This is a genomic window from Lentzea cavernae, from assembly GCF_014653695.1.
Taxonomy (GTDB): Bacteria; Actinomycetota; Actinomycetes; order Mycobacteriales; family Pseudonocardiaceae; genus Lentzea; species Lentzea cavernae.
Map to the genome: position 1 here is coordinate 416089 of NZ_BNAR01000007.1, position 24402 is coordinate 440490.

Sequence of the window (24402 nt, forward strand, 5' to 3'; positions counted from 1 at the left end):
AGGGTCGCCGGGTCTTGAGGGCGCGGCCGGTTCAGCGAAGGCGTCGGGCTCCGAAGGAGGCGGGCCGGGCGCCGAGGCAGGCTCTCGCAGGGGTACCTCCGAGCTGGGAACCCCTGCGACTCAACCTACTCAGGAGGTCCGACAAGATCAGCCGGCTGCGAAGGCCACGCCAGCTGCGAAGGCCACGCCAGCTGCGAAGGCTCCACATGCAACGCCGGCTGCGCAGGCCACGCCCGCCGAAGCCCCGCAGGCCACGCCCGCTGCGAAGACTGCGCAGGCCACGCCCGCCGAACCTCCGCAGGCCACGCCTCTGACGCCGCCCGTCGCGGCACCTGCCGAGGTCGTCACCGCCACCCTCCCGCCCCCCTCCCCGTGGCAGGGCCCGCCCCGCTACCCCGCCGCCGCGGCCGCCATGACCGCCCCCGGCCTCCCGTTCCTGCCCTGGTGGCGTCCGCCCACCACCGGCGCCCCCGGCAAAGCCCTGATCGCGGGCCTCGCCGCGGGCCTCGCCGGAGCGTTCCTGGCCGTGCCGAACAACGGCATCGGCTGGTTCCTGGCCGGGCTCGTCGGTGTCGGCGGCGTGCTGTTCTACAGCGGCAAGCCGACCCTCGAGCGGGCGCTGTGGCTGGCGGGGGCGCTGGCGTTCCTCGCGATGGCCTTCCTGCGGGCGGCGGAGTGGGTGTTCCCGCTGAGCCTGCTGGCCTCGATGTTGTGCGGGTCGATCGCCATGGCAGGCGGCAAGACGGTGCGGGGGCTCGTGTTCGGTGCCGTCGGTGTCGGGCTGGGCGGGTTCCGGTCCATCCCGTGGGTGGCGAAGGGGTTCAAGAGGCGCGGGCCGATCGGGGTCAGGCCGTTCGTCTCCGTCGGTGTGGCGTTGGTGTTGTTGCTGGTCTTCGGGTCGTTGCTGGCCGGGGCGGACAAGGGGTTCAACGACTTCCTGGAAGGCCTGATCCCCGACCTCAACGTGGACGACTGGGCGCAGCAGACGTTCTTCGGGGTCGTGGCGGCGTTCGGCGCGCTCGGTGCCTGTTACCTGGTGGCGGCGCCGCCGGAGATGGACGAGGACGCCGAGGGCAAGCCGGGGTCGTTGCGGCTCAAGGACTACGGGTTGCCGGTCGGTGTGCTCGTGTTGCTGTTCACCGGGTTCGTGGGGACGCAGCTCGCGGTGTTGTTCGGTGGCGAGGCCTACGTGATGAAGACGGCGGGCGTGACGTTCGCCGAGTACGCGCGGTCCGGGTTCTGGCAGCTGCTGTGGGTCACCATTCTCACGCTCGGCGTAATCGCCGGTGTCGCGCGGTTCGCGGTGAAGAAGACGAAGCAGGAACAGTTGGCGTTGCGGGTTTTGCTGGGTTCGCTGGCTGTTCTCACGCTGGTCATCGTGGCGAGTGCCTTGAGCCGCATGTGGTTCTACCAGCAGGCGTACGGGTGGACGGTGCTGCGGCTGCTCGTCGCGTCGTGCGAGGTGTGGCTGGCGGTCGTGTACGTGATGGTGATCGCGAGCGGGATCTCGTTGCGCGCCAACTGGTTGCCGAAGGCGATCGTCGCGACGGGTGCCGCGTTCTTCCTCGCGGTGGTGGCGATGAACCCCGAACGGGTGGTCGCCGACTACAACGTGTCGCGGTTCGAGGCCACGAAGAAGATCGACACCTACTACCTGTCGCAGCTGTCGGAGGACGCGGTGCCCGCGTTGGTGCGGCTGCCCGAGCACGAACGCTCGTGTGCGTTGCGGTGGATGAGGAATCGCACTCCGGAGAAGGACTGGCGTGAGTGGAACCTCGCGCGCCACAACGCTCGCAACTCACTCGAAAGTGTTGTCGTGACTGAACTCACCTGTGAGGGCGCGTACTCGGGAGAGAGGTAGTCCTTGACGTGCCTGTAAAGTTGCACAGCTACCGGTTGCCGAGAGGGTGAGAAGTGACGCTGACGTGACGATTGCGGCTGAACCCGTTGTCCTTCGATCGATGTTCACGGCAGGCGAGGCGCCCGCACCGCGCACCCTCCTGGACATCCTGCGCGCGAGTGCTGAAGAGCACCCGGACGCGCTGGCCGTCGACGACGGCACCACCGCGCTGACGTACCGCGCACTGATCACGGAAGTACTGGAACTCAAGGAAAAGCTCGCCGCCGAGGGCGTCGGGGTCGGCGACCGGGTCGGCATCCGCGTGCCCTCGGGCACGGTCGACCTCTACGTCTCGATCCTGGCGGCCCTCGCGGCCGGCGCGGCCTACGTGCCCGTCGACTTCGAGGACCCGGACGAGCGCGCCGAGCTCGTCTTCGGCGAGGCGCAGGTGAGTGCCGTGCTCGGCGAGGGCCGTTCCCTCGTCCTGCACGGCACCACGCTCGGCGTGCCGGGAGAACCGGGCCTGGACAACGACGCGTGGATCATCTTCACGTCCGGGTCGACCGGCAAGCCCAAGGGCGTCGCCGTCACCCACCGCAGCGCCGCCGCGTTCGTGGACGCCGAGGCGCGCCTGTTCCTGACCGACGAGCCGATCGGGCCGGAGGACCGGGTGCTGGCGGGCCTGTCCGTCGCGTTCGACGCCTCCTGCGAGGAGATGTGGCTCGCCTGGCGCTACGGCGCCTGCCTGGTGCCCGCGCCGCGCTCGCTCGTGCGCACCGGCATGGACCTGGGTCCGTGGCTGGTCGAGCAGGAGATCACCGTCGTCTCCACCGTTCCGACGCTGGCCGCGCTGTGGCCCGTCGAGGCGCTGGACGACGTCCGGTTGCTGATCTTCGGCGGCGAGGCCTGCCCGCCCGAACTGGCCGAGCGGCTCGCCGTCCCCGGCCGCGAGGTCTGGAACACCTACGGTCCGACGGAAGCCACGGTCGTCGCCTGCGCCGCGCAGATGACCGGCCAGGGCCCCGTGCGCATCGGCCTGCCGCTCGACGGCTGGGAGCTCGTCGTCGTGGACGCCAGGGGCGAGGTCGTGCCCATGGGCGAGTCCGGCGAACTGGTCATCGGCGGCGTCGGCCTGGCGCGCTACCTCGACGAGGCCAAGGACGCCGAGAAGTACGCGCCGCTGCCCTCGATGGGCTGGGAGCGCGCCTACCGCAGCGGTGACGTGGTCCGCGCCGAGCCGGAGGGCCTCGTGTTCCTCGGCCGCGCGGACGAGCAGATCAAGCTCGGCGGCCGCCGCATCGAGCTCGGCGAGGTCGACGCGGCCCTGGCGGCGTTGCCCGGCATCGCCGGTGCCGCCGCCGCTGTGCGCACGACGCGCGGCGGCAACCAGATCCTCGTCGGCTACGTCGTCACGGACGGCGAGTTCGAGCAGGACGCGGCCGTCGAACAGCTGCGCGCCGAACTGCCCGCCGCTCTCGTCCCGCTGATCGCCGTGGTCGACACGCTGCCGACGCGCACGTCCGGCAAGGTCGACCGCGCCGCCCTGCCGTGGCCGCTCGAGTCGATGGACACCGCGGGAGTGGTGTTCTCCGGTCTCGAGGGCTGGCTCGCGGAGCAGTGGGCCGCCGTGCTCGGTTCCGGGCCCGCCTCCGAGGGCGCGAACTTCTTCGCCTCCGGCGGCAGCTCGCTGGGCGCCGCGCAGCTGGTCTCGATGATCCGCACGCGGTACCCGAGCACGTCGGTGCAGGACGTCTACCAGAACCCGACGCTCTACAAGCTGGCTCGCAGGCTCGAGTCGTACGGCGAGACGGCCGAGGTGCACGAGGTCGCGCCGACGCCGCGCTGGACCGGTGTCGTCCAGACGCTGCTGATGATCCCGCTGCTCACGATCTCCGGCGCGCGCTGGGTCGTGGCGCTGACGGCGTTGTCGAACGTGCTGGGCTGGACGTCGGTGTCGTGGTGGTGGGTCGCGGCCGGGTTCGTCGTGTTCCTGAGCCCCGCCGGCCGTCTCGCGATCTCCGCCGGCGGCGCGCGACTGCTGCTGCGCGGGGTGAAGCCCGGCGAGTACCCGCGCGGTGGATCCGTCCACCTGCGACTGTGGACCGCCGAGATGCTGGCGCAGATGTCGCGCGCCACCGAGCTCTCCGGCTCCTGGGTCACGCACTACGCGCGGGCGCTGGGCGCGAAGATCGGCGAAGGCGCCGACCTGCACTCGTTGCCGCCGGTCACCGGCATGCTCAAGGTCGGGCGCGGCGCCGCCGTCGAGCCCGAGGTCGACCTGTCCGGCTGGTGGATCGACGGCGACAGGCTGCGCATCGGCCGCATCCGGATCGGCGCGGGCGCGACCGTCGGTGCGCGCAGCACGCTGTTCCCCGGTGCGAAGATCGGGAAGAAGGCCGAGATCGCGCCCGGTTCGGGTGTCCGCGGCTCCGTTCCGACCGGCCAGCGCTGGGCGGGCGTCCCGGCGATCCGCGAGGGCAAGGCGGCGCGCTCGTTCCCGTCGCGCCGCCCGGAACGGTCGCGCTTCTGGAACCTGATGTACGGCGTCTCGTCCGGCCTGCTGGCCGCGCTGCCGCTGCTGGCGGCGGCTCCGGCCCTGCTCTACGTGCTGCGCCGCCCGGTGACGCTGTCCTCCGCGCTGTGGGACGTGCCGGTCGCCTCCGCGATCTGGTTCGGCTCCTACGCGCTGATCGTGCTCGTCGCCGTGCGCCTGCTGGGCATCGGCATGCGCGAGGGCCACTACCCCGTGCACAGCCGCGTCGCGTGGGCGGCGTGGACGACCGAGCGGTTGATGAACAACGCGCGCTCGGCCCTGTTCCCGCTGTACGCGTCCCTGTTCACGCCGGTGTGGCTGCGGCTGCTCGGCATGAAGGTCGGCCGCGGCGTCGAGGCGTCCACTGTGGTCGCGCTGCCGAAGATGACCCGAGTGGGCGACGGGGCGTTCCTGGCCGACGACACGATGGTCGCCTCCTACGAGCTCGGCGGCGGCTGGCTGCGCATCGCCACGGCCCGCGTGGGCAAGCGGGCGTTCTTGGGCAACTCGGGCATGACCGCACCGGGCCGCAACGTCCCCAAGGGCGGGCTCGTCGGCGTGCTGTCGGCGGCTCCGAAGCGGGCCAAGGCCGGGTCGTCGTACCTGGGCATGCCGCCGATGAAGCTGCCGCGCGCCGCCGAGGTGTCGGACCAGTCGCGCACGTTCGACCCGCCGAAGCACCTGATGTGGGCGCGGGCGCTGGTCGAGCTGTGCCGGTTCGTGCCGGTGATGCTGAACGTGGCGCTGGTCGTGCTCGTGCTGTTCGCGCTGAAGGAGTTCGGGCTCTGGGCGTCCGGCCTCGTGCTGCTGGGCGCCGGCGTCTTGGCCTGCGTGGTCGCCGTGATCGCCAAGTGGACGCTCGTGGGGCGGTTCAAGACCCGTGAGTACCCGCTGTGGTCGGCGTTCGTGTGGCGCAACGAGCTGGCGGACACGTTCGTCGAGGTGCTCGCGGTGCCGTGGCTGATCGGGTTCTCCGGCGGCACGCCGATCATGAACCTGTGGCTGCGCTCGCTGGGCGCGTCCGTGGGCCGCGGCGTGTGGTGCGAGTCGTACTGGCTGCCCGAGGCGGACCTGGTGAAGCTGGGCGCCGGTGCGACGGTCAACCGCGGCTGCGTCGTGCAGACGCACCTGTTCCACGACCGGATCCTGCGGATGGACCGCGTGGAGCTGGGCGCCGGTTCTACTTTGGGCCCGCACGGAATCGTGCTGCCCGGTGCGTCCGTCGGCGCTCACACGACGATCGGACCCGCCTCGCTCGTCATGCGCGGAGAGGATGTACCGTCGGGAACCCGTTGGCTGGGCAACCCGATCTCCGCGTGGACATGAGCTTCTCCGTACACCATTACGCACTAGAGCTTGACTACAAGCCGCATTCCGCGCGCCTCTCGGGGCGCGCGGTGCTGCAGGCTTCCTGTCCCGCTCCCCTGTCGTCGTTCTCGCTGTCGTTCGGATCGCTGCGGATCTCGAAGCTGCTGGTGAACGGCAGGCCCGCCCGCTACGGGCACGCGGGCGGCGTGCTGAACGTCCGCGCGGCCGTGCGCGGCGCCTTCACCGTCGAGGTCCGGTACTCGGGCGTTCCCAGGCCGATCTCGACGCCGGAGTGGGGCGACCTCGGCTGGGACGAGCTGACGGACGGCTCGATCGTGGCCTCGCAGCCCATCGGCGCGCCGTCGTGGTTCCCGTGCCTCGACGAACCGTCGTCCAAGGCCTCCTACCACCTGGAGGTGACGGCACCCTCGCCGTACACGGTGGTGTGCAACGGGGTGCTGGTCGACGGCAAGGTCTCCGGCAGCACCACCCGGTGGACGTACTCGATGGCCGCGCCCATGGCCACCTACCTCGCGACCGTCCAGATCGGACAGTACGTCGAGGCGCTGCCGGGCGTCTGGGCGCCGTCGCGGTTGAAGCGACTGGTAGCGCACGACTTCGGCCGGCAGAACGCGATGATCGACCTGTTCTCGTCGCTGTTCGGGCCGTACCCGTTCTCCCGGTACTCCGTCGTCGTGACGGATGACGCGCTCGACGTTCCCGTTGAGGCGCAAGGGTTGTCGACGTTCGGCGCGAACCACGTGGACGGCCGGCGCGGTTCGGAACGGCTGGTCGCGCACGAGCTGGCGCACCAGTGGTTCGGCAACTCCGTCGGGCTCGCCGCGTGGGAGCACATCTGGCTGAACGAGGGTTTCGCCAGCTATGCGGAGTGGCTGTGGTCCGAGGCGTCCGGCGGCCGTTCGGCGGACGCCTGTGCGGCTGGAGCACGGGACCTGGTGCGGCGCCTGCCCCAGGACATCGTGATCGGGCGCCCTGAGCGGTCCCAGTGGTTCGACGACAGGGTCTACAAGCGCGGGGCGCTGACGGTGCACGCGCTGCGCCGCGAGATGGGCGACGACTCGTTCTTCGCGCTGCTGCGGGAGTGGTGTGCGCGCAACCGGCACGGTGTGGTGACGACCGAGGACTTCATCCTGCTGGCCGGGCACCGCGACCTGCTCGACCGGTGGCTGTTCAAGCCCGAACTGCCTCGCTAGACCACTTCCACACCAGCGGAGGACGGCCGCCCTTGGGCAACGCCGACGCGTGCTCGTTGGTGCGTTCGAGGCCCGGCACGCGGTCCATCGTGCGCCCCAGGTTGGCCGGGTAGGGCCGGTCGCCGGTCAGCGACTCGGTCACGTCGAGCGCCTGCGCCGTCGTGAACTCCGGCCCGAGCAGCCCCGCGGTGAACGCCACGTCGCGCCAGAGCTTGTCCGCCAGCAGCGGCCGGCAGTCGGCGACGATCCGGTCGTGGTCGAAGGCGAGCGGGGGCATGGCGTCGAACCTGCTCCAGACGGCCACGTCACCGGTCGCCCCGGTCGCCGTGGCCCACAGCGCGATCGACAGCGTCGGCCCGCGCGGGTCGCGCGAGGGCTCGTCGAACGTGGCGAGCTGGCCCGTCGCCGTCACGGACTCCTCGGCGAGGCCGAGCTTGCCCGTGACGGCCCTGGTGCTCGCGTCGCGCAACCGCTCGCCCCTGCCCAGCAGGACGCCGGGCAGTGCCAGTGCCCCCGCGAACGGCTCCCCCGCGCGCGGGGCCACTCCCACGAGCACCGCGCGTTCCTCCGGATCAAACCGGAGCACGATCACGTCCACCGATACCAACGTCGACTCGATCACGTCGTGGATTCTCCCGCACCGCGTAGTCGGCCCTGGCCGGCCCCGTGCCCGTGACGAGCACGTCCACGCCGAGCAGGTCCTCCAGGTAGGCGACGGGATCGGACAGGTCTTCCAGTGCTTCGCCGGTGGCGACCTTCAGGCCTCCGGCGTCCAGGTGCGTCACCGCGAGTCCGTCGACACCCCCACAGCAATCGACGGCGTACCGCAGCAGGTTCGCGTCCAGGTGCCCGGCCCGCCACGCGCCCTGGAACTCCCCGGTGCCGTTGTGCCGCTCGGGGAACCTGGCCAGCACGCCGGGGTCCTCGGTCGGCAGCGGACCGGCGCCGTGGCGCGTCTGGTAGGTCCTGGTCACGCCGAGCACGCGCGCTGGACGTCCCTGGAGCAGCTCACGCGCGTTGCGCGGCACGACCGTGGACCAGGTGGTGTGCGGGTGGAAGCCGTAGGTCTCGTCGAGCAGAACGCCTTGCGCGCCTTCGAAGACGACTCGGCCGGCGTCGAACAGCCCTTCGTGGCCCTGGGTGATCCGCACGGCGTCCGCGAACGAGCTGTAGAGCATCACCAGCTCGTCCACGCTCGGGCCGGCGCCGATCAGCGGCTCGTAGAACCGGGCGAGCGCGTCCAGCTTCTCCCTGAGCGCTCTCGGGTCGAGGCAGTCGCCGACGGTCGGGGCGGGCCCCGGAGCGCCGAGCACCATCTGGTCCTCGACCACGTCCCCCTCGGCAGCCCCGCTGAGCAGGCCGTACCAGACCGTTTCGCCAATGCCCTTCCCGCACGACCCGTGCCGATCGCCGCCGCGCGCCCTCTCCCTGGCCCGGTTCGCGGCGACGTGGAACGGTGTCGTGAGCAGCGCCTGGGCGTCTATCGACATCAGCGAGAGCGGGTTGTCGACGCCCAGGGCCTCCAGTTCGCGCGACTCGGTCGCCAGGGCGATCGGTTCGACGAGCACGTGCCGGGAGAGCCAGGTCGGCACGCCCGCGAGCGTGCCCGACCCGAACTGGCTGAAGGTGTGGTGCCGGCCGTCGACGACCACGTTGTGCGCGGCCTGCGCTCCCCCGTTGAACCGCACGACGGCCGACACCGTCCCGTCGCCGCACAACGCGTCGACGGTCGCCCCCTTGCCCTCGTCGCCGAACCCGAGCCCGACGACGATCACGTGGTCGTTCATCAGCTCAGCGCCACGTCGTCGGGGCCGTCGATGCCGAGCGGCGCGGCCACCACCTGGCGCGTGCCGGCGCCGACGGCGACCAGGGCCTTGCCGACGGCCTTGCTCTCCGCGACCGACCCGATCTCGGCGAGGTCCACCAGCGCCTGGTCGAGGTCGACGACCTGCTCCTCCACGCCGATCGTCGCGGCGATCAGCTCGCACACGGCGCCGGGGTCGTCGAGCTTGAGGAAGTTCTGCCCGAGGATCGTCCGCCAGTGCTCACCGATGGTGTCGTCGTTGAAGTACGACGACTGGTTGGGGAGGATGAAGTAGACGTTCCACTTGCGGGCGAGCTCGCGGTAGACCGACACCGGGTCGATGTCCTGCTTGACGTCGTCACCGATGACGCGCCGGATGTGCTTGGCCTCGAGCCGCGGCTTGTTCAGCTCGTCCCCGATGATGAACAGGTACCCCTTCTTGCCGCGCTTCTGCCACGCGTCGCTGACCACGTGCCGTGCCACGAAGTACGCGGCCAGCTCGTACGACTCGCTCTTCTGCCCACCGCCGTTGCCCTCGAGGAAGATGTCCCGCAGCTGCTCGTCCATGCGGTTGTCCGACTCGAACTGCCCGACCTGCAGCGGCACGCGGTCGCTGTCGGCGTCCCCGATGCCACCGAACATCAACTGCGGGTCAGCGAGATATCCCTTGCGCTGCAACAGTCCGTGCAACTTGCCGAGCTTGCCCTGCATGATCCGCGGCACCGCGCCCATCGACCCGGTCACGTCGAACAGCACGGCGATCGGTGTCGAGTCGGCGTGGTCGGGCGAGTCGCGGCACTCGCGGTACTCGACCTTGAACGGGTCGAGCGCCGGCGCGGCCTTCCAGCTCGACGCGGGCGTCGACTTGATCGAGGCGGTGTAGCCGAAGTCCGCGATCCCCTTGGCCGCGCGGAAGGTCTTGGCCGCCGCGTAGGCGTTGTCGTCCCACTTGCCGTGTCCCATGGTCATTCTCCCTTTGGAAGTGCGAACTGGCGGAAAACCCTTGGTCCGTAGAGCTCTTCGAGCAGTTCGTCGTACTCGTTGAGCAGGTCTGCCGCGTCAGGCCTGCGCGCCGGGTGTTCCTGCAAACAGCCCCTGGCGAAGACTTGCTGGCGAGGGTCGTTGTGCTGCAACAGTTCGAGCATCAGCGTGTGTGCCATGTGGACGTCTGTCGCGGCCGTGACCGGTTTCTGCGCTTGGACTTCCGGCGGGTAGGCGATCGTGCGACTGGTGGCGAGGAGCCGCTGCCCCTCCTCCACGGCGAACGACCAGCCGGCCAGCACGATCCCGTGCTGTTCCGGGTGCACCATCACGTTCTCCGCAGTGACGGCACCGTGCACCAGCCCGATCTGGTGCGCGCCGGCCAGCGCCTTGAGCAGCCTGCGGTGCATCCACGCGTAGTCGCGGCCGTCCAGCCCGTGCGGGAACGCGTCCTTGACGACCTTCAGCGTCACGAAGCCTTCGAGCAGCGGGTCGAGCACCGTGAAGGCGCGCGAGCCCCTGGCGACGTCACCCGACGTGTCGAGCAGGCGCGGGTAGAACGGCCGCAGCCACTGGTTCCGGTCGGTGAAGCGCTCCAACTGCCTCAGGGCGTGCCACTCGCCGTGCAGCAACGGGTTGAGCGCCGGGTTGCGCACCACCTTGACCACGTGCGGCCCGTCCGCCTCGTAGAGGTTGGCGATGCTGCCGACCGCGAACGGCTCCCCGATGCGGTAGACGCCGGTCTTGGTCTTCAGTTCGACCGTCGTGCTGTGCGTCCACTCGTGGTGCAGGCGGGTCAGGTTCGCCGACGCCTCGTGCGCTCGGGTGTTGCCCGGTCCGACCACGTCGGGGTGCAGGACCGAGGCCAGCGCGTGGTACAGGCGTCGTGCCTGCCTGCGCTTGTCCGGGTCGGTGGTGCGAGGCCCGAACAGACCTTCTGCCGAGGTGGCTCGCTCCACCAGTTCCAGCGCCTCCGATGTGGTGACCATGGTTTGAGTCTTACAGACTCAAACTCCGATTGCAAGCATGTTCTGGTTGATGTGACTCAAACTTGGACTACGAGGCCCCAGGCGCGTCGGCGATGCGAGCCACCACCGGAACGCCCTGTCGCTCCATCCGCGCCGCGACTTCGTCCGCCAGGTCGTCATCCTCGATGACGAGAGCGGTTCTCGTGACCGAGTCCCAGATCAGATACCCGTGCTCAGCACCAGCGGTCCCGACCAGGAAGTACCTGCCGTGCGGCGGGATCCACAGGTACGCGTACTCAGAAATGGTCATGACCACAGTCTCGGTGAGGCGGCTCATGGTGTTCCCCCGACCGGACGACGGGTACCCGTTCACGACACGGGAGGAGGAAACGTGCTGTTCGTCGTCATGGGCTGCTCCGTGGCCTTCGCACTGCTCGTGGTGGAGGTGGTCCACCGGCTGGTGCGCCGCTTCACCCACAGCGGGAAGATGTACCGGCCAGGTCAGGTGTTCGGAGCGCTCCTGGCCGCACAGATAAGCCTCAGCGTGTACCCGGTCGACGCGCCGGTGGTGCTGCACGTGCTGGGCATCGCGCTGATCCTGGCCGGGGCGTGGCTGCTCGCGGCGCTGATCAGCACCCTTGTGGACATATCGCTCTCGCGCGTTCGCACGGACGTCACGGACAACCGGCACGCGCGGCGGGTGCACACGCAGGTCACGCTGGTGCGGCGGCTGGTGCTGGTGGTCATCGGCGTGCTGGCCGTGGGCGCGATCCTGATGACGTTCCCCGGTGCTCGTGCGGTCGGGTCGACGGTGCTGGCGTCGGCGGCGGTGATCGGTGCCGTGGCGGCGTTCTCGGCGCAGTCGTTGCTGGGGAACCTGATCTCGGGGTTGCAGATCGCGTTCAGCGACGCGGTGCGGCTCGACGACGTCGTCGTGGTGGACGGTGAGTGGGGGCGGGTCGAGGACATCACGCTGACTTACGTGGTGCTGCACCTGTGGGACGACCGGCGGCTGGTGCTGCCGACGTCGTACTTCCTGAAGACGCCGTTCGAGAACTGGACGCGCACGCAGTCCGCGTTGCTCGGGACCGTCGAGCTCGATCTCGACTGGTCGGTGCCGGTCGAGGCGATGCGGCAGGAGATGCGGTCCATGCTGGAGGGCAGCGACCTGTGGGACGGGCGGGTGTCCGTGTTGCAGGTGACGCAAGCGACTCAGGGGTTCGTGCGGGTGCGTGCGCTCGTGAGCGCCGCCGACGCCGGCAAGTTGTGGGACCTGCGCTGTCTCACGCGGGAGCACCTGGTGGACTGGGTGCACCGTCAGCACAACGGTTCTTTGCCGCAGATCCGCACGCGAACCGTTTCCGGCGTCAACAGGCTGCAGCCCGCCTCTGACCAGCACACGGACGCGCGGGTGTTCGGTGAGAGCGCGGACGGGACGCTGCGGGAGCAAGCGTTTGCGGGCCCCAAGCAGTAGAACGTCCGGAAATTCGGTGCAACCGCCCGCGGAGCCTGTTCCGTCCTTCGATCATGAGAAGACCGCTCGCCGTCGCGTTTTGCGCGCTGGCTCTCGGCAGCTGTGGTACGAACGGGTCCCCGACCGTGCCCTACTCGGAGGTGCCCGTCGTGTCATCGGCGAAACCGGACAGGAACCGGATCGAGCAGGCGAAGCGCGACGGCCACCTCACAGTGCCACTGATGATCTCCGTGCAGCCGGGACGCGACGGGGAGGTCGAGCAGGCACTGACGAGGCTGGGCGCGACCGTCGAGTCGCGGGATCCCAGAATCGGCTACCTGCGGGCCGAGATGCCGGTCGACAAGGTGGAAGACGCGTATCTGATCACCGGTGTGTCCAAGGTGGACGTGGACGAGCCGCTGAGCAACAGGTTGCCGGAACCGTAGAAAGCCCCAGAATCTCGTGGATTCTGGGGCTTTCTACGTACTACCGAGCTACTAGCTGACTGCCTGGACGATCACGGCACCGGTACCGACGACGGTGTTGTCGGCCGTGCGCACCTCGAGCTCGCCACGCAGCACGCGGCCGGCACCGGGCTGACCCAGCGGCGTGATGACGCCCGTCGCGTTCCACGTCGCACCGGCGGCGCGGTCGGCGTTGCTGTCCGTGACGGACAGCGTGCCGAGACCGGCCGAGGTGAAGACGTCGAAGTAGTCGAACTCCGTGGTGCCCGCGGGCACCGCGTAGCCGTCCACCAGTGCGACCCACTGACCGGCGGCCGGGTTGGTGATGGTCACCGACTCCTCGGAGTCCGCGTCCGCCGACGTGCCGGCGGCCACGCAGCTGCCCGTCGTGCAGTTGTAGACGACCAGGTCGAGGTCAGCGCCCTGATCGGCGGTGTTGCCGATCGTGACGGTGAGCCGCGTCGAACCGGGCAGCACGGTGATCGGGTACTGCTGCTGCGCGAGGTTCGCGATCGTCGGACGTGCCGTCTTGGCACTGCCGACAGCGCCCGCCGCGAGCCGGCCGTTGAAGCTGGCCTGCGTGTTCGAGACGGTGTAGGAGCGCTCGATCGGGGTGCCGATGGTGCCGGACGGGATGACGTCCGGGTTCGGGCTGATCGTCGTGCCGAGCACCGACGCGGTCACCGAGTACGGCGCCTCGGCGGCGTCGGAGGTGCGACGGGCCTCGATCACGATCTCCCACACACCGGCCATCGGGCTGGCCACCGTGCGGCTGGTGGGCGTGCCACCGGCACAACCGGCACCGGCGTCCGGGTTGTAGCAGTTGGTCGACGAGTTGACGTCGAAGCCGACGCCCTGCGGGGTGTAGCGCAGGAAGCGCACCTGGCCCTTGCCCGCCTCGGCGCCACCGGCGTTCATGTCGACCTTCAGCGCGGTCGTGCCCTTGGGCACGTTCACGAAGAGGCTGGTCGACTGGTTGCGCGCGATCTTGCCCGACTTGGTGACCGAGAACTTGTTGGCGGCGTTGAAGTTGTCCGCCGCGAACACGGCGTTCAGGGTCTGCACGTCGACACCGGGGGTCTCCGGGTTGTCGAGCTGCAGGACCGCGCTGTGCGCGCCCGAGTTCTTCGCCTTGATCTTGACGGGGAACTGGACCGGCGTGTTCAGCGGCAGCTTGACCTTCTTGGCCGCCGAGAACGTGCCGTCGTTGCCCTTCCAGGAAACGTTGTACGTCTCGTCCGCGTGGCCCGTGGTGCGGGTCAGCGTGTAGGTGCGGGTGTACTCCTGGCCCGCGGTCACGCCCTCGCGGTCGTGGATGCCGACACCGACGCCCGGGGTGGCCAGCAGGCCGGCGAGGACGGTGTTGACGGGGACGGACGTGGTGACCTTGTCCGGCGTGGAGTGCTTGTCCAGCAGCTTCCACGCGGCGTTGGTGTTGAAGAGACCCGCGCCCTGCTCGTAGGCACCGAGGGTGTCCACGTAGTTCGCGCTGCGCTGGATCGCGTAGCGCAGCTCGGCGCTGGTCGGCCGCTGGCCGTTGTGCGTGGCCTTGTACGCGCTCACGAGCAGCGCGGCGGCACCGGTCGCCTGCGGGGCGGCCATCGACGTGCCGTTGAACTGCGAGTAGCCGGGCGGGAGGGCGTAGGTGCCCGCCACCGGGCCACCGGGCTGCCAGCGCGGCGTGGTGGAGATCGCCGAGCCGGGCGCGACGATGTTCGGCTTGAAGCCGCCGTCCTCGGCCGGGCCGCGCGACGAGAAGCCGTGCAGGTTCTGCTTCTGCGCGGTCTTCGAGCCGTAGTTGGAGAGCCAGGTCTCCTTGGTGATGTACGAGCCGACGCTCACCGCGTCCGTGGCGACCGACGGGTCACCGACGGTGTTGGCGCCCGCGCCCGAGTTGCCAGCCGAGATGAAGAGCTGGACGTTGTACTCGTTGATCGTGCGGTTGTAGAGCTCCGCACGGGCGTTGTTGCCGTCGTTGAGCGCCGGGAGGCCACCGATGGAGATGTTCACGACGTCGGCGCCGTTGCGCGCGGCGTAGAGGACACCGTCGATGAGACCGGAGCTGGTGCAGGACGGCGTGGAGAGGCAGGCCTTGATGGCGATCAGCTTCGCGCCGGGCGCGGCACCGGCCATCTTGCCGTCGAACAACTTGTGGGCGGCGGTGATGCCGGCGACGTGCGTGCCGTGCGCGGCGCCCGAGATGCCGAGGTTGACGTACGGCGTGCCCGCGTTGTCGTAGATCGAGCGGTCGGTCTGCACGACGAACGAGATGCGCTCGACGACGGGGGTCGCGGGGTTGTCGGTACCGAAGTAACCGACGTCCTGCTTGACCTTGTAGTCGATCATGCGCTTGTTGTTCGTGAAGTCGCCGTCACCATCGGTGTCGACGAAGACTTCCTTCGTCGTGATGTCCTGGATGACACCGAACGAGTCCGTGCGGTCGCCGTCGCGGTTGATGTCACCGCCGGTCTCGCTGTTCGCGAGGTTCAGGTCGCCCGCGGTCTCGCTGAAGAGGCCGAACGAGTACGGGCCGCCGGTGGCCGGCGCCTTGTAGGTCTTGCCGCCCTCGGTGAACGTGCCGGTGCGGCCGGTCTTGGTCATGGTGACCCAGGTGCCGTCGCCGGAGTTCGTGGCGTTCGCGTTGTACCAGTCGATGATCTTGCGCTCACCGGTGCTGGTCGTCTGCAGGGCCGGGGTGTCCAGGTCGATGCCGGAGTCGATCACGGCGATCGTGGTGCCGCGGCCGTCCCACTTCGGGTGCGCGGTGGCGAACTGCGCCGCCTGCGTGTCCTGCGTCGGCATGTACGGGTTCGTGCGCGGCGTCTTGGAGTTCGGCGCCTTCTGCGGTGCCGGGTTCTCCATGCCCTCGGGGCGCGGGTTGTCCAGCGCGACCAGGCCGTCGACGTCCACGGTGCTGACCGAGGCCAGCTTGGCGGCCTTCTCCGCGTTCTCGCGCGGGATGGTCACCTTGACGTAGTCGACGTCCTTCTCGGTCTTCTGGACCGTGGCGCCGAGCGCCTTGAGGTCGTTGACCGCGGCGTCGGTCTTGCCGTCCTCGGCGGCGACCAGCAGGTCGACCGTCGCCTTGCCCTGCTGGGCGGCCTGTTCGACGAGTGCGCGGTCCTGCTTGTCCAGCTGCTTGTCAGCGGCCGGCTGCTGCTGCGGTGCGTTCTGCGCGATGGCAGGGGTGGCGGCGAAGCCGAACCCGGTAGTGCCCAGCACCGCGGTCAGCAAGACCGTGCCGGTGCGGCGTCTCCAGTTCTTCACGGCGCATGTGCCCTTCGTGGGGTAAAGAGTGCTCCGAAGCACATCTCTTCGCCTGGCGAGGGGCAATCGTCGGTTCAGCCCAATTCTTGTTTCCACATTGGACTGTTCAGAGGCTTGAAAGGGCGCACTTTTAGTGCTGCACGTTTCTTTTACGCCGTGGAACGAGCAACCGTCCTCCAGTCAAGAGCTGATGGAGGGGAATGTCAAGGCTCTGTCAACGGTGAACGACGTTGGCGTGTAACGAAACCAGTCATCGGGCGATGGACCGGTCGCCATTTCCGCCCATTAGCTCACGCAATCTCGTGCGCAGGCGACCGACGATCCCCTGCGGCGGCGCGAGCGCTTTGGGCTGCGCTCCGCACGACGGGCAGGTTTTGCGGTGCTTTTCGAGCGCCTGCTCGAGTTCCGTCACCTGCTTCGCGGTTCGTTCGGGCACGAAGTCCTTTTTGATCGAAAGCAGGCTCAGCTCCGTCAGCACGTGCGTGCCGCCGTGGAGTTGCGCCGCGGGCGTGATGGTGTGGAAGAAGATCAGGTTCCGGCTGCGCTTCGGCTCGAACCCCTGCACGTCGCACCACTCGACGGTGGTCTGGCTGTCGAGGCCGTTCGAGATGAGGCCCTCGGCGGTGAGCTTCGTGCCCATGTTGAAGGTCCGCCACGCCACCGTCGCGCCCATGAGGAACCACAGGCCGCCGAAGACGTAGGCGTACCAGGGGCCGTCCTTGGCTGCGAGCGGCCCGACGGCGGCCACGGCTGCGCCGAGGCCGAACAGGACCCATCTCCACCTGGTGTGCATGTCTCCCTCCTGTTTACCCGATTTCGAGCACTCGGCTCTTCAACGCTCGCCGGTGCCGTCCTGTTGAACGTTCCGCAGGACTGGGGGCTGTCCAGGCGCTACCTTGCGCCCATGGACCTGAAGCCGGTCGCCGACGAGCTGTACGGGCTGCCCCCGAAGGACTTCACCGCAGCCCGCAACGCCGCCGCCAAGCAGGCCGGCGACAAAGACCTGGCCAAGGCCATCCAGGACCTGCGCAAGCCGACGGTGGGCGCCTGGGCGGTCAACAAGCTCGTCCGGGACGCCCCTGAGGGCCTCCAGGAGGCGCTGGGGCTCTCCACGGCCAAGCTGACCATGCGGGAGCTCGGTCGCAAGCGCAAGGAGCTGCTGGAGGCCCTCGTCTACCGCACGCTGGAGCTCACGGGGCCGTTGGCGGACGACGCCGTCACGCACGTCCGGAACACGCTGACGGCCGCGATGGCCGATCCCGAGTCGGCCGAGCAGGTGCGGGGCGGGCACCTGACCAAGCCGCTCGAGTACTCCGGGTTCGGGTTCGCGCTGCCGGAGCCCGAGCCGGCGCAGGACGGGGAGGACGCGCTCGCCCGCAAGCGCAGGGAGCGGCAGGAGCGCAAGCAGGCCGAGGCGCAGCAGGCGCTGGACGAGGCCGAGCAGGCTCTAGGGGAGGCCCAGGCCGATCAGCTGGCGGCGCAGCGGGCGTTCGACCGGGCCGCGGAACGGCTGGAGGACGCCAAGCGGGTCACGTCGGCCGCGGAGAAGGCGCGCAAGGCGGCGGAGAAGAAGCTCAACGATCTGAGCTAGAGCGGTCGTCGCACCACGGTTCGATCCGCAGCGGACTCGCGGACAGGACCCGGCAGCTCGACGCCGGTCGGCGAGGCTCGTGATCGTGGGCATCCGGGCCGTCACGTCCGGTGAGCCGACCCGGCCGAACCTGAAGGAAACCTGAAGGTGTTGAGCCTGGTCACAGTGAAAGCCGACCGGAACACAGCGGTTCGGTTGTACGTTCAACGAAGTGGTTGGCCGCCGGCGCTCGAGCTGCGCGCCAGGGCGATCCGGCACCCCCAGGCCGGAAAAGCCCTTCCGCAGGCGTGCGTGCTCGCGCCGCGGTCAGCCCGCCGTCGACCGGCACTCCGGTAAACCCCCCTCACCGGTAGTGGCGGTCGGCGGCACCCTCAGAGGTTGTACTGGTCGTGGCGCTCGTAGAACGCGACCAGCTCCTCAGGCGACATGCCCTTCGCGTCCCCGACCTCGAGGAAGAACTCCTCGCGGGCGATCCCCGGCGAGAAGAGGATCAGCATCCGCACGGGAGCGTCGCTGTCGTTGCGGAACGCGTGCGGGCGGTCGGCGGGCACATAGAGGAAGTCGCCCTCACCCGCACGAACCCACTCGTCGCCGTCGAGCAGCGTGATCTCGCCCTCGAGCACGTAGAACGACTCGGAGAACGTCTTGTGGAAGTGCGGCCGCGCGCCCGGCTGACGGGCCTCCATCCGCCACTCGAACAGGCCGAACTCGCCGTTCGTCGCGGAGCCGGGCGCCACGAAACGGGTGGTCCGGGTGCTGAAGCCCACCTCAGAGGCCGGTCGGAACGACATGAACGCTCTCCCCCAAAAAGTGAAATTGACTCAGGTCTCGTGCGTGACCAGCGGTCGATCTAGACTCGCCCGATGGCACATGACGCGGATGTCATCGTCGTCGGCGCGGGCCTCGCAGGTCTCGTCGCGACCGCAGAGCTCGCCGACGCGGGTCGCAAGGTCATCCTCCTCGACCAGGAGCCGGAAGCGTCGCTCGGCGGCCAGGCGTGGTGGTCGTTCGGCGGGCTGTTCCTGGTGGACACCCCCGAGCAGCGCAGGCTTCGGGTCAAGGACTCGCACGACCTGGCGTTGCAGGACTGGATGGGCTCGGCGGCCTTCGACCGGGAGGAGGACCACTGGCCACGGCTGTGGGCACAGGCCTATGTGGACTTCGCCGCCGGTGAGAAGCGCTCCTGGCTGCACAACATGGGGGTGCGCTGGTTCCCGCTCGTGCAGTGGGCCGAGCGCGGTGGCTACCTGGCGGACGGGCACGGCAACTCGGTGCCGCGCTTCCACGTCACGTGGGGCACCGGGCCGGGCATCGTCGAACCGTTCGAGCGCCGGGTGCGGGAGGCCGTCGCGAAGGGACTCGTGACGCTCAAGTTCCGCCACAAGGTCACGAGCGTCAACGTCACCAACGGCGTGTGCGACGGCGTGTCCGGTGACGTGCTGGAGCCGTCGTCGGTCGGCAGGGCCGAACCCAGCTCGCGCACGGTCGTCGGCGACTTCTCCCTCAGCGCGCAGGCCGTGATCGTCACGTCCGGCGGCATCGGCGGCAACCACGACCTGGTGCGCAAGAACTGGCCCGAGCGGATGGGCAAGCCGCCGAAGTACATGATCGCCGGTGTGCCGGACTTCGTGGACGGCTCGATGCTCGAGATCACGCAGAAGGCCGGCGGCGCGATCATCAACGCCGACCGCATGTGGCACTACCCCGAGGGCATCGCGAACTACGCGCCCGTCTGGTCGCGGCACGGCATCCGCATCCTGCCCGGCCCGTCGCCGCTGTGGCTCGACGCCGACGGCAAGCGGCTGCCGATCCCGCTGTTCCCCGGCTTCGACTCGCTGGGGTCGTTGCAGCACATCACCACTCACGGCCACGAGCACTCGTGGTTCGTGCTGAACAAGCGGATCATCGGCAAGGAGTTCGCGCTGTCGGGCTCCGAGCAGAACCCCGACCTGACGGGCAAGGACACGAGGGCCGTCCTCAAGCGCGCACTGCCCGGCGCGGTCGCGCCCGTGGAGGCGTTCGCGCAGAAGTCCAAGGAGTTCATCCAGGCGGGCACGGTCGCGGACCTGGCGCGCGGGATGAACGCGTTGATCGGCGATTCCCGGATCGACGCGGCCGCGCTGGAGAAGACGATCGTCGAGCGCGACCGCCAGGTCACCGCCGGGCTGAGCAAGGACTCGCAGATCAACGCGATCCGCCAGACCCGGAACTTCCTGACGGACAAGCTGATCCGGGTCGTCGAGCCGCACCGGCTGCTCGACCCCAAGGCCGGTCCGCTGATCGCGGTCAGGCTCTCGGTGCTCACGCGCAAGACGCTGGGCGGCCTGCACACCGACCTGTCGTCGCGGGTGCTCGACACGTCCGGCGAGGTGCTGCCGGGTCTGTACGCCGCCGGTGAGGCCGCCGGGTTCGGCGGCGGTGGCGTGCACGGCTACCGGGCGCTCGAGGGCACGTTCCTCGGCGGCTGCCTGTTCTCCGGACGGGTGGCCGGGCGTTCGGCGGCGGACGCGGTCAAGTAGTTCTCGCGTGGTGGACGCGGGTTGACGGTCCCCCGGCTTGCGGCTGTGCTGGACGGCATGACGCAGATCGGTGTTCTGGTCGGCAACCCGCGGCCCGCCTCCCGCACGCTGCAGGCGGCCCTGGCCCTGCGCGAGGCCCTCGCGGCGACGCTGGGCGTGCCCGTCGAGGGTCCTGTCGTCGAAGCGGCGGAGCTGGCGCCTGCCGTCTTCACGGAACCGGACACGGTCAAGGCCGCGCTGGAGGCGCTCGGGCAGGCCGAGGTGCTGGTGGTGGCGACGCCGACCTACAAGGCCGCGTACACCGGGCTGCTGAAGGCCGTGCTGGACCAGGCACCGCCGGGCTGGCTCAAGGGCAAGGTCGTCCTCCCGCTGCAGATCGCCGCCGCCGACAAGCACGCGCTGGCCGTCGAGGTGCACCTCAGGCCCGTCCTCGCCGAGCTGGGCGCCGTGGTGCCGCAGGCCTTCTTCCTCAACGAGGCCGCGCTTCCCGCCGACGCCACGACGTTCGACCTGGACGCGCTGAAGGTGCTGCGATGAAGGAGCAGCTGCGCAACGCGTTGAGGCACCACGCCCAGGCCGTCACGATCGTCACGGCCAGCGGTGCCGGAGGTCCGGTCGGCACAACGGTTTCGTCGTTCACGTCGGCGTCGTTCGAACCGCCGCTGGTCGTCGTGTGGATCGGCGAGGGCGCGTCGGTGTGGCCGGTGCTGCGGACCGCTCCCCTGTTCGCCGTGCACCTGCTGGACTCGACGCAGACCGGGCTCGCGGACCTGTTCGCGACGAAGGGCGTCGACAGGTTCGGCGACGGCACGCGGTGGCAGGAGGACGACGACGGCGTGCCGTGGCTGCTCGACGCGCCGGTCCGGTTGCGCTGCAGGACTTCCCGGCGGATCGCGGTCGGCGACCACGTGGCGCTCGTCGGCGAGCCGCTGGACATCACGCACACCGACATCGCCACGCCCCTGGTGCGGCACCAGGGGCGCTACACCTCAGTCGCCTAGGACCGCGAGGATCTCCCTCGCCAGGAGGTCGTTCTGGCGGAACGCCGGGGCGTTCGTGTTCGGTCGCGCGAACGCCGCGTACGCCTTGCCCGTCGTGTAAGGCCCCACGGCGAACCGGATCGGGTCCTCGTCGCCGTTCTCGTTGATCAGCCTGCCCACCGGTGACACCCTCACCAGCCCGGCGGCGTCCTCGGAGATGTCGCCCACGGCACGCAACGACCGCAGCACCGGATCCGCCGTGCGCGACAACGAATGCGTGGGCAGGCGGGCCTCGATCAGGCCGTTAGCGCGCACCACCTCGGGTGTCGTCGCGCTGCCCGCCACGAACGCGCCCTCCACGGCGTCCACCCACATGTCGGCGCCGAGGAACCGCACGATTCCCGCGCGCGACAACGCCAGCAACTCCTCCAGCCGGTCCGGCGGCGGGCCGGACGCGAGGTAGCTGAAGTAGCCGTGCCACCAGCCGTCGAACGGCATGAGGCCCGCCAGTTGGCCGTACACCGACAGCAGGGCCATGAAGGCTCCCAGATCGGCGCTGTAGCGCGGATCCGAGCGCCGGGCCACGTCGGCCTCGACGTACGAGCGCAGGTGCTCCTGGAACTCCTCCGCGGTCGCGAACGTGATGCCGGCCAGCGGGCGGTCGAGGCGTTCGAAGTCGACGCGGTCGGCCGGGTCGGGCACCGCGAGCACCTCCAGCTCGCGCATCTCGTCGCTGTACCAGGGCAGAGCCGTGAACGACGCGGCGAACTCCACGAACGGCATCCGCACCAGGCCGGGGTGGCCGGTGAAGAGCTCGTGGTAGTGGCCCCACGCGATCTCCTTGGCCATCAACGGCCACACGTCGTCCCGGAAGTCCAGGTCCTGGCCCTGCAGGTCGGCGGCCACGAAGAAGTGCGGCAACGAAGGACGCGTTCCCTGCAGCCGGTAGCCGGTCTTCGAGTGGTACGGCACACCGCGCCGCGACCCCACGTACAGCGTCGGTTCGGCACCGGAAGGCAGGTAGGTCAGCCCCTCAGGCCCCCGCACGTACCGGCCGCCGCGCCCCTCGGTGAGCAACACCATCAGGTCGATGAACGCGAGCCCGAACCCGCGCAGCACCACGTCCCCGGTGACGGCGGACAGGTCCGCGTCGGCCGAGTACAGCGGCGGCACGTAGACCAGGCCGTGCTCCGAGGCGTGCTCGGCGAGCTTGCGGTGCTCGGGCTCCGGGTCGGCGTCGAGGTGGCCCAGCGCGAGCACGACGACGTCGCCGCGCAGCGAGGACCCGTTGTCCAGCCACACCCAGTCGCCGACGACCTTCAGCGCCGTGGCCTGATGCACGGTCACAGAGATGTTCGGAGGCAGAGATTCCTTGACGTGACCGAAGAACCACTCCAGGTACCCGCTCTGCACCTGACGTGAGGGAAAGGCTGTCGGATCGATGTCGGTCCACTCCGCCAGCGACGGTCCGGGGCGGATCGGGCCCACGCCGTCGAAGGAGGAGTCCGTGAAGACCGTCACGTCCTCGGCCATGGAGTTCATGCGCAGCAACGGGGATTGGGCGTGCCGCCACACCCGGCCCGCACCCGGCGGGAACGGGTCGACGACGTGCACGGCCAGCGGCAACGTGGGCGACTGGGCGGCGATGCGTTCCAGCAGGCCGGCGGCACGGGGGCCGCCACCGATGACGACGAGTGAGCGCATGCGCGTCTTTCCGTTGGAGGGCAACGAGAAACGAGCCGCGCCCCTCAACGCGAACACCACCACGGTACCCCGCGTGTGCAAACAAATCCCGCTCTGTGGACGTCGTTGCACCTGTCGATCCCGAGGTGTGCACTCGAGGGGCGTCTCCCTCAACGCGTCCCACTCCCACTACCAGTTCTGGGGAATCGGTCATGCCAGTTGAGTTTCTCGGGATCGCCGCCACGAACGACGGGTCGGAGACGAACCCCCGGTCGTCGAGCGGCGCGTTCGACAAGGACTACACGCTCAGGCTCGCCAGGGCCCACGAGGAGCACGGGTGGGACCGCGTGCTGTTCGCGTACGGCTCGGGCGCGCCGGAACCGTCCGCGGCGGCGGCCTACCTGGCCAGCAAGCTCGACAAGCTGCAGATCCTGCTGGCGCACCGGCCCAACGTGTCCTACCCGACGTTCGCGGCCAAGACGTTCGCCACGCTCGACCAGATCAGCGACGGCCGGCTGACCGTGCACTTCATCACCGGCGGCACCGACCACGAGCAGCAGCGCGAGGGCGATTACCTGACCAAGGACCAGCGCTACGGCCGCACGCGCGAGTACATCCAGATCGTCAAGAAGGCCTGGACCAGCAGGACCGCGTTCGACCACGACGGTGAGCACTACCACTTCGCGGACTTCGTGAGCGATGTGTTCCCCGTGCAGCAGCCGCGTCCGAACGTGTCGTTCGGCGGTTCCTCCCCCGCCGCCTACGCGGCCGGTGGCGCCGAGGCGGACATCTTCTGCCTGTGGGGCGAACCGCTGGCCGAGACCGCGCAGCAGATCGAGTCGGTCAAGCAGGCGGCGAAGGACGCGGGCCGCACGGACGTGCCGAGGATCCAGGTCGCGTTCCGGCCGATCATCGCGCCGACCGAGGAACTGGCCTGGGAGAAGGCGTACCGGACGGTCGAGCGGATCGAGGCGCGCAAGGCGAACGGGCCGCTGAGCCGCCGTCACTCGCTGACCAACCCGGAGAACACCGGCTCGCAGCGCCTCCTCGCGGTCGCGGAACGCGGCGAGCGGTTCGACCGCGCCCTGTGGACGCCGACCGCGAAGGCGACGGGCGGCGCGGGCAACTCCAACGCGCTGGTCGGCACCCCGGAGACCGTCGCGCAGGCGTTGCTGGACTACTACGACCTCGGCGTCGACATCCTGTCGGCGCGCGGCTACGACCTGCTCGACGACGCCATCGACTTCGGCCGGTACGTGATCCCGCTGGTGCGCGAGGAGGTCGCGAAGCGAGACCGGGCCAAGGCCGCATGACGACTCTCGAGGTGCGCCGCGTCCGGCAGTCGGATCCGGAGGCGGCGCCGTTGGTCGCTGAACTCACGCACGAATACACGTCCCGATACGGACCAATGGGCGCAGAGGAGATGCAACGACCGGCGGACGTGTTCGAACCGCCGAACGGACAGTTCCTTCTCCTCGTGGAAGCCGGAGTGGCCGTCGCGGGCGGCGCGTTCAAGCGGTACGACGACGAAACCGCCGAGATGAAGCGCATCTGGACGCATTCCCAGCACCGCAGGCGCGGATTGGCGCGGCGGGTCCTCGTGGAACTCGAGAACGAGGCGAGAACGTTTGGGTACAGCAGGATTTACCTGACCACGGGGCCGAGGCAGCCCGAAGCGAGGGGGTTGTACCTGGCGACCGGTTACACACCGTTGTTCGACGTCGAAGCGGACCCCCTCACAATTGGCCCGCTGGCCTTCAGCAAGATGATTCATTAGTTCAAACGAGTGAATTCGTG

The 24402-nt window shown here is 69.5% G+C and carries 20 protein-coding genes; 11 read left to right on the forward strand and 9 right to left on the reverse strand.

The genetic code is table 11. The annotated features are described in order from the left end of the window. Positions 1-412 precede the first annotated feature (412 nt). From IE307_RS24910 to IE307_RS24920, 3 genes are all read left to right on the forward strand, one after another. The gene (locus tag IE307_RS24910; RefSeq protein WP_191301630.1) at positions 413-1861 is read left to right on the forward strand and encodes a DUF4153 domain-containing protein; all 1449 of its coding nucleotides are present in this window, start codon (positions 413-415) and stop codon (positions 1859-1861) included. 100 nt (positions 1862-1961) lie between these two features. Further along, positions 1962-5699 (forward strand): Pls/PosA family non-ribosomal peptide synthetase, encoded by a 3738-nt coding sequence (locus IE307_RS24915; protein WP_191301632.1) that lies wholly within the window; start codon positions 1962-1964, stop codon positions 5697-5699. Positions 5700-5770: 71 nt separating this feature from the next. Then, positions 5771-6895, forward strand: coding sequence for a M1 family metallopeptidase (locus IE307_RS24920; protein WP_229905030.1), 1125 nt, complete (start codon positions 5771-5773; stop codon positions 6893-6895). On the opposite strand, the gene IE307_RS24925 is transcribed toward IE307_RS24920, so the two are convergent. The 5 genes from IE307_RS24925 to IE307_RS24945 all read right to left on the reverse strand — a co-directional run bounded on the left by IE307_RS24925 (position 6873) and on the right by IE307_RS24945 (position 10958). Then, positions 6873-7517, reverse strand: coding sequence for an NUDIX hydrolase (locus tag IE307_RS24925; protein WP_191301636.1), 645 nt, complete (start codon positions 7515-7517; stop codon positions 6873-6875). The genes IE307_RS24920 and IE307_RS24925 overlap by 23 nt on opposite strands. Next, positions 7468-8682 (reverse strand): adenylosuccinate synthetase, encoded by a 1215-nt coding sequence (locus IE307_RS24930; RefSeq protein ID WP_191301638.1) that lies wholly within the window; start codon positions 8680-8682, stop codon positions 7468-7470. Before IE307_RS24930 ends, IE307_RS24925 begins: the two co-directional genes overlap by 50 nt. Then, positions 8682-9662 (reverse strand): hypothetical protein, encoded by a 981-nt coding sequence (locus IE307_RS24935; RefSeq protein ID WP_191301640.1) that lies wholly within the window; start codon positions 9660-9662, stop codon positions 8682-8684. The genes IE307_RS24930 and IE307_RS24935 overlap by 1 nt, the downstream gene beginning before the upstream one ends. A 2-nt stretch (positions 9663-9664) precedes the next feature. Continuing rightward, positions 9665-10669, reverse strand: a complete 1005-nt coding sequence (locus tag IE307_RS24940) for a protein kinase family protein (protein ID WP_191301642.1) — start codon at positions 10667-10669, stop codon at positions 9665-9667. Positions 10670-10736: 67 nt separating this feature from the next. After that, positions 10737-10958 carry a hypothetical protein gene (locus IE307_RS24945; protein ID WP_191301644.1) on the reverse strand — a complete coding sequence of 74 codons (222 nt, stop codon included), beginning with the start codon at positions 10956-10958 and terminating at the stop codon, positions 10737-10739. 81 nt (positions 10959-11039) lie between these two features. Here IE307_RS24945 and IE307_RS24950 point away from each other — a divergent pair, with 81 nt between their 5' ends. Together IE307_RS24950 and IE307_RS24955 are read left to right on the forward strand one after the other, a co-directional pair. Next, positions 11040-12122: a mechanosensitive ion channel family protein gene (locus IE307_RS24950; RefSeq protein ID WP_229905031.1), complete on the forward strand. Its 1083-nt coding sequence runs from the start codon at positions 11040-11042 to the stop codon at positions 12120-12122. A 149-nt stretch (positions 12123-12271) separates the two neighbouring features. Then, positions 12272-12547, forward strand: coding sequence for a hypothetical protein (locus tag IE307_RS24955; protein WP_191301646.1), 276 nt, complete (start codon positions 12272-12274; stop codon positions 12545-12547). Between the two features lie 51 nt (positions 12548-12598). On the opposite strand, the gene IE307_RS24960 is transcribed toward IE307_RS24955, so the two are convergent. Continuing rightward, complete coding sequence (locus IE307_RS24960; protein ID WP_191301648.1) at positions 12599-15832, reverse strand: S8 family serine peptidase; 3234 nt, start codon at positions 15830-15832, stop codon at positions 12599-12601. 250 nt (positions 15833-16082) lie between these two features. Beyond that, positions 16083-16580: a hypothetical protein gene (locus IE307_RS24965; protein ID WP_191301651.1), complete on the reverse strand. Its 498-nt coding sequence runs from the start codon at positions 16578-16580 to the stop codon at positions 16083-16085. Positions 16581-16736: 156 nt separating this feature from the next. On the opposite strand from IE307_RS24965, the gene IE307_RS24970 reads away from it, so the two are divergent. Continuing rightward, complete coding sequence (locus IE307_RS24970; protein WP_191301653.1) at positions 16737-17423, forward strand: hypothetical protein; 687 nt, start codon at positions 16737-16739, stop codon at positions 17421-17423. Between the two features lie 371 nt (positions 17424-17794). Here IE307_RS24970 and IE307_RS24975 read toward each other — a convergent pair whose 3' ends face one another. After that, a complete protein-coding gene (locus IE307_RS24975; protein ID WP_191301655.1) occupies positions 17795-18214 on the reverse strand; it encodes a cupin domain-containing protein in 420 nt (139 codons plus the stop codon). Between the two features lie 72 nt (positions 18215-18286). On the opposite strand from IE307_RS24975, the gene IE307_RS24980 reads away from it, so the two are divergent. Genes IE307_RS24980 through IE307_RS24990 form a run of 3 tightly spaced genes read left to right on the forward strand, consistent with a single transcriptional unit; the run spans position 18287 to position 20943 of the window. Then, complete coding sequence (locus tag IE307_RS24980) at positions 18287-19942, forward strand: FAD-binding dehydrogenase (RefSeq protein ID WP_191301657.1); 1656 nt, start codon at positions 18287-18289, stop codon at positions 19940-19942. 57 nt (positions 19943-19999) lie between these two features. Then, the gene (locus IE307_RS24985; protein WP_191301659.1) at positions 20000-20479 is read left to right on the forward strand and encodes an NADPH-dependent FMN reductase; all 480 of its coding nucleotides are present in this window, start codon (positions 20000-20002) and stop codon (positions 20477-20479) included. Continuing rightward, positions 20476-20943 carry a flavin reductase family protein gene (locus tag IE307_RS24990; protein WP_191301661.1) on the forward strand — a complete coding sequence of 156 codons (468 nt, stop codon included), beginning with the start codon at positions 20476-20478 and terminating at the stop codon, positions 20941-20943. Before IE307_RS24985 ends, IE307_RS24990 begins: the two co-directional genes overlap by 4 nt. Here the strand turns inward: IE307_RS24990 and IE307_RS24995 are convergent. Further along, complete coding sequence (locus IE307_RS24995) at positions 20932-22626, reverse strand: FAD/NAD(P)-binding protein (protein WP_191301662.1); 1695 nt, start codon at positions 22624-22626, stop codon at positions 20932-20934. The two genes, IE307_RS24990 and IE307_RS24995, sit on opposite strands and share 12 nt — an antisense overlap. A gap of 191 nt (positions 22627-22817) precedes the next feature. Between IE307_RS24995 and IE307_RS25000 the strand changes: the two genes are divergently transcribed. Beyond that, positions 22818-23918, forward strand: a complete 1101-nt coding sequence (locus tag IE307_RS25000) for an LLM class flavin-dependent oxidoreductase (RefSeq protein ID WP_191301664.1) — start codon at positions 22818-22820, stop codon at positions 23916-23918. Then, the gene (locus IE307_RS25005) at positions 23915-24382 is read left to right on the forward strand and encodes a GNAT family N-acetyltransferase (protein WP_191301666.1); all 468 of its coding nucleotides are present in this window, start codon (positions 23915-23917) and stop codon (positions 24380-24382) included. The genes IE307_RS25000 and IE307_RS25005 overlap by 4 nt, the downstream gene beginning before the upstream one ends. The last annotated feature ends 20 nt before the right edge of the window (positions 24383-24402 follow it).